The sequence below is a fragment of the Nocardia sp. NPDC060220 genome (genome assembly GCF_042727815.1).
Lineage (GTDB): Bacteria > Actinomycetota > Actinomycetes > Mycobacteriales > Mycobacteriaceae > Nocardia.
Map to the genome: position 1 here is coordinate 1 of NZ_JBHWZY010000547.1, position 4,757 is coordinate 4,757.

Genomic DNA, 4,757 nt, shown 5'->3' on the forward strand with positions numbered 1-4,757 from the left:
TTTCGCGGCGGTCTGTCCTGCAGTGGGGTTTATTTGCGGCTGTTCGCGCAGGTAGTCCGCTCGTATACTGACGAAGATGCGAACCCACCGGAATGCTCTCGCCGGCGCCGTGGTGGTCGCCGCCGCGGTCGTCACCCTGGCGCCGTCGTCTTCGGCCACCCCGTCCTCCGGCGTGACCGTCGAACCGCTGGCCCAGGTCGATGTCAGCGCGTTCAGCCCCTTCGCCTCGTTGCCGAGCGCATTCACCTTTCGGCGGATCACCATCGCCCCCGGGGGCACGCTCGGGTGGCATTACCACGACGGCACTGTTCTCGCCGTGATCACCGCGGGCCAGGTGACCCGATACGAGGCGGATTGCGTACCGACGACGTACTCCGCCGGCGAGGGCCTGTCCGAGACCGTCGGCCCGGACCACGTCCATGTGGGCCGCAACCTCGGCGACCGGCCCGCCGAGCTGTACGTCGCCTATCTCAACCGCGCGAACGAACCGCTCTTCGTGGACGCCCCTGCCCCGGACTGCCCGTAGCCGCTACTCGGGGCTCAGGTGGTCAGGCACGCTCCGGCGCCGCCCGCGGCGAACGTCTCGGTGCCGCAATAGGCGGTTTCCGGGTAATACGGGCCCATCGTGGCGGCCGGGTCGGCGCCGGAGTCCTGGGACGCCTGGATCGAATTCGGATAGAACGCCGGGCTCGGGGTCATGTTCCGCAGGAACAGGACCTTGTCCACGTCGGTGCTGCCCCAGGGAATCACCGTCACGCTCGGGTCGAGGTTCGCGGGCACGTCCGCGGGTGCGGCGACCACATAGGTGTAGTAGCCGGACGCGTCGATCGCGGTCTGGAAGTCGGCCGCGCAGGCGACAACGGGGTAGGGCGAGCGCAGGTCGTTCTGGCACATCGACCAATACCGCACCTGCTGGTTCGGATCGGTAGGCGATTGTCCCGCACGGGTATTCGGGAATATCGGGGCCTTACCGCGCACCACCAGCAGGCGTCCCGGCTGATAGCTGATCCGCGTTCCGATGTACTTGTTGTCGCCGTTCGGGAAGAGCCCGGAGGTGCTCGCCGGGTTCCCGAACGTCGCCTCCGGTGTGTTGCCGGGGAACGCGCCCGAGGCGGCCTGGGCGATCGCGCGATCGAAGGCGGCCTTGGCGGCGTCAGCGACCGGGCCGGTGTAGGTGGCCGGGTCGAAGGGCTGCGCGCACGGCTGGGCCGGAGCGTCGGAGCCCGCGATCGAGAGCTTCACATCGGGCAGCGCGACGCCGCCGCTGAGCGAAGCCGGATCGGTCGGAACATAGACACGGACGATGACGAAGCCGATCGGTGTGCTCTGCCCACTCGCGACAGCCTGGATCTCGTTGCGGCTGTGATCGGCCGGCCCGTTGACCAACGTGGCATGCCAGCGCTGCTGCGCGGCGGGCAGCGACGCGGCGGCGGCATCGACGAACGGGTTGGCGCTGCCCGGGTCGGCGACGATCTGGTCGTCGCGCAGGGTGTCCACGGTGTCGAGGTCGGTCCCGTAGGTGTTCAACGAGAAATACCGGGCGGCCGGATAGGTACCGGACAACTCGATCGAGTCACCCGGCCCCAGCGCGTAGGGCATCAGCCAATACGTCGAATTCGCATCGGGGAACGCCACATTCAGCACGGTGCTGTTGGACATGAACCGCCACGCGCACAGCGGCGAGTCCGGCGGGTCCGCGGAGGCGGGCGGGGCGAACCCCACCGCGGCCAGCACCGTTGCCACCACACAACCGACGCGAACGATCAAAGCCCCAACCGAATGCATGACGATCCCCTCGCTGCGCTCGAACTGGCGAACTGTCGAAGAATCCCGCGCGTCCACGTCACCGTGGTCGGCTCGCGATCACCGTAGTGCACTGCATGGCAGCGAACGCCCACGGGCTACTCGTATCCCCAACTCGCGTCCTACCCAGGCGCGGCCGTCGGCGTCTGGTATTCGCCGTTTACGGGGCCTGCCGTGGTTCCGGCATCGCGCACGCCAGCCCGTCGGCCATCCCGGTCGGCTGCACACCGAGACCTTGGTTGAGCCGAGCCCGCTGGTTCTCCCACGCGATGCTCGCCGCCAACTCGGCCAGCTGTGCCTTCGACAGGTGAGTGAGCAGAGTTTCGCGCAATTCCTCGATATCGACCGCCGGTGTCACCGTCATCGCCTCCGCGAACGCGATCACCAGCTTCTCCAGCTCGGTGTAGGCATCGCTGGTCCGATACCGAGGCAGATCGACGAGCTGCTGCTCGGTCAGCCCCGCCGTATGCGCCAGCGCGGACCCGATATCGAGACAGAACTGACAGGCCACCAGCCCCGCCGTCTTGAGCTCGGCCAACTCCTTGAGCCGAGGATCGAGCTTGTTGCTGAACAACAACGCCGTCTCATAGGTCAGCGTCGCCGCCGCGATCTGCGGCCGCCGCCCGAGCCACCCCACCAGATCCCCCCGATGACGCCGAGCCTGCCCCAGCACCTTGACGTATCCCCGAACCCGCGTGACCACCCGCATCGATAACACCCCTTCGTGCCGACGATTTCCCTGCAAATGAACCTACGCCGGATCCCACTGAACCCCCAGGGTGATCCGCCTTACTTGCCCGGCGCGACGCACCGAAAGCATCACGCCCGAAGGTTGGGTGGGCGAACCGTGTTGCTCGGGGACGGGCTGCACAGTGATCCGGCGTGGTGGCGTAACAGCAAGCGGTTCATCAGATTTCGCCAAGGGAGCGCGTCGCCGGATCGGCCATGGCACTAGATGAGACCGCGACGTCCTTCTCGAACGCCACATCTGCGCGGTATGCGGCAGAAGAGGATGTCTAGAGGCAGTCTCGACGCACCGGATCCAGCCCGAGCTACGGGTTACCGCCCGTCGAGGTCAACAGGCCGTTGATGGCCGCACTCGAGCTCAATTCCGTCCCGATCCCGCACGGTGCTGTCCACCATCACACCGACCATGATGCCGTCCTCGAGCCACGACACCTCGAATGGCGGATCATCATTCGCCTGCTCGAAGGAGGCGCGGTTGTCGGATTCGATGATGAAGAGATCTCCCGGTCGCATCCAGTAATCCCGGCCCCACGGTTCGAGCCAGACCGTGAGTATTTTCTCTGCGAAAGGGTTCGACAGCATCAGCTTGGGCACCGCGGCAGACTACGCGATTTGCCTGCGAGAAGGCGGGTCTGACGAACACTCGACCACAAGCGGCACTGGCCGGTTCGGTCAGTGCGGTAAGCGGCATTTCAGTGCGTTCGACCTGGATCGACCTCGGACCGGTCTGACAGGAATTTCACGATCAAGCCGCGCAGCTCTGGAACTTGCGCGCCGTCCGTCTCGACGATCATCACATCCGCTCGCTGGGCAATGCCTCGCGCTTTAGCCAAGACCTCGCCAGAGTCTGACCATCGTTCCTCAGGAAGCCGGAGTACCGCCCGCAACAGGTCACCCGGACCAAAGTGACCGGCGGCAAGCGGATTCGCCTCCAGCTGATCAAGCGCTCGAGACAGTATTGCCGTGGTTCCGACATTCTGCGACAACATGATTCGCAGGCCCTCGATATCCAGTTCTCCGATCGGAACCTGCCGCATCCGGCGGACTGTCCTAACCAGATAAGTGTCCTCCGGAGCGGCTGCCGGCCAAACGTCACCCTCGATGTCCTGCACCGATTGTGAGAACTCTTCGCTGTCGGCCACGTTTTCACCGCTCTCATCTCAATGGCACTCTGCTCGTTCACGTGAAGCATCGGCGCTGTCAGGACCGGCCCCACAGTAATGGTCACCGGTCTGGTCCGACGCCCTCGCTGACACGTACATCGGCAATTGAGTCCGTTCGACGGGTGGTTGTGCGGCCTTCGGGCTCGCGCGGGTCGCGGCACTGCAGGATGCATGGGATCGTCCAACGGTGATAGGTCAGTACGCGTCGGAGGTGCCCGAGAGCCCAGAGAGTAGGTGGGCGCGGCGTTGGAAGAATGCTGCGATCGTGGTAGCCGGGCTCTACCTCGCTGCCATGATTCGATTGATCGTCAGCCAGGATTGGAACGACGTCGCAGCTGCTCGAATGTTCGGCTTGGCGACCGCGATCGCCAGCCTGCTGTTCCTCGCCGCATTCGCCACGGCCGGGAACCCCGCCACCTCGGCACGCGATCCCCAGAAGCGATGGACCAAACGCAGGACAGTAGTCGCAGTCATCGTCGCCAGCTTGGTACTCGCCGGGGTGTCCCGGATGGTGCTCAGTAGCGATCTGGGCGACCCGGCAGCTCGGCTGCTCACGCAAACAGGGATAGTCGCTTTTCTGCTGTCTGCCGTCATCGGATGGCTGCCGCCCCTGAGCGATCGGTTTTGAACGTCGAGCAGACCATCACCAGTCCGACGTGAAAGCGAGCCGACCTGCGCGGATCGGTTACCGAACGAATCAGACGTTCTCATAGGCTTTGTTCCGTGGCGGCTATCAGGTTGAGAAATGGGAGCCAGACGACGCTGGAGGTCCGCATCGAGCCATGGGGAGAGGACTACTGGATGCGCCCTGGGAACGAGTTCACCATCGGCTACGACGAGGCCGACCATGACGAGAAGATGATGGGCGGCCCACATTTCGACGTCACGTTCCACGGAGATTGGTACGAGGTATGGGTTGGTTCTTCCGACATGAAGCTGCGGATGCACGATCAGTCAGGAGCAGAACTCGAACACGGCCACCATCGGCCGATCGATCCTGCATGACCAGTTCTGTCAGGGAAGGCATCGCCCGGCGGTAAGAAT

General features: G+C 64.8%; 7 protein-coding genes. 3 read left to right on the forward strand and 4 right to left on the reverse strand.

Annotated elements, in window-relative coordinates; genetic code table 11:
• The first annotated feature begins 76 nt into the window (after window positions 1-76).
• Entirely contained in the window at window positions 77-526 is a 450-nt protein-coding gene (locus tag ACFWF3_RS24725) for a cupin domain-containing protein (RefSeq protein ID WP_379315558.1), read from the forward strand.
• Between the two features lie 14 nt (window positions 527-540).
• On the opposite strand, the gene ACFWF3_RS24730 is transcribed toward ACFWF3_RS24725, so the two are convergent.
• The 4 genes from ACFWF3_RS24730 to ACFWF3_RS24745 all read right to left on the reverse strand — a co-directional run bounded on the left by ACFWF3_RS24730 (window position 541) and on the right by ACFWF3_RS24745 (window position 3,692).
• Window positions 541-1,785 carry a hypothetical protein gene (locus ACFWF3_RS24730; protein ID WP_379315560.1) on the reverse strand — a complete coding sequence of 415 codons (1,245 nt, stop codon included), beginning with the start codon at window positions 1,783-1,785 and terminating at the stop codon, window positions 541-543.
• A 178-nt stretch (window positions 1,786-1,963) separates the two neighbouring features.
• A complete protein-coding gene (locus ACFWF3_RS24735) occupies window positions 1,964-2,512 on the reverse strand; it encodes a carboxymuconolactone decarboxylase family protein (RefSeq protein WP_379315562.1) in 549 nt (182 codons plus the stop codon).
• Between the two features lie 350 nt (window positions 2,513-2,862).
• Window positions 2,863-3,144: a hypothetical protein gene (locus tag ACFWF3_RS24740; protein ID WP_379315564.1), complete on the reverse strand. Its 282-nt coding sequence runs from the start codon at window positions 3,142-3,144 to the stop codon at window positions 2,863-2,865.
• Between the two features lie 98 nt (window positions 3,145-3,242).
• Complete coding sequence (locus ACFWF3_RS24745) at window positions 3,243-3,692, reverse strand: contact-dependent growth inhibition system immunity protein (protein WP_379315566.1); 450 nt, start codon at window positions 3,690-3,692, stop codon at window positions 3,243-3,245.
• A 286-nt stretch (window positions 3,693-3,978) separates the two neighbouring features.
• On the opposite strand from ACFWF3_RS24745, the gene ACFWF3_RS24750 reads away from it, so the two are divergent.
• On the forward strand, window positions 3,979-4,341 hold the full coding sequence (locus tag ACFWF3_RS24750) for a hypothetical protein (RefSeq protein WP_379315568.1): 363 nt from the start codon (window positions 3,979-3,981) through the stop codon (window positions 4,339-4,341).
• A gap of 95 nt (window positions 4,342-4,436) precedes the next feature.
• Complete coding sequence (locus tag ACFWF3_RS24755) at window positions 4,437-4,718, forward strand: hypothetical protein (RefSeq protein ID WP_379315570.1); 282 nt, start codon at window positions 4,437-4,439, stop codon at window positions 4,716-4,718.
• Window positions 4,719-4,757 lie beyond the last annotated feature (39 nt).

Bases quoted from the DNA above. Each gene is read 5' to 3' on its own strand.
- ACFWF3_RS24730 (WP_379315560.1), bottom strand. From the start codon at position 1,785: ATGCATTCGGTTGGGGCTTTGATCGTTCGCGTCGGTTGTGTGGTGGCA.
- ACFWF3_RS24725 (WP_379315558.1), top strand. From the start codon at position 77: ATGCGAACCCACCGGAATGCTCTCGCCGGCGCCGTGGTGGTCGCCGCC.
- ACFWF3_RS24735 (WP_379315562.1), bottom strand. From the start codon at position 2,512: ATGCGGGTGGTCACGCGGGTTCGGGGATACGTCAAGGTGCTGGGGCAG.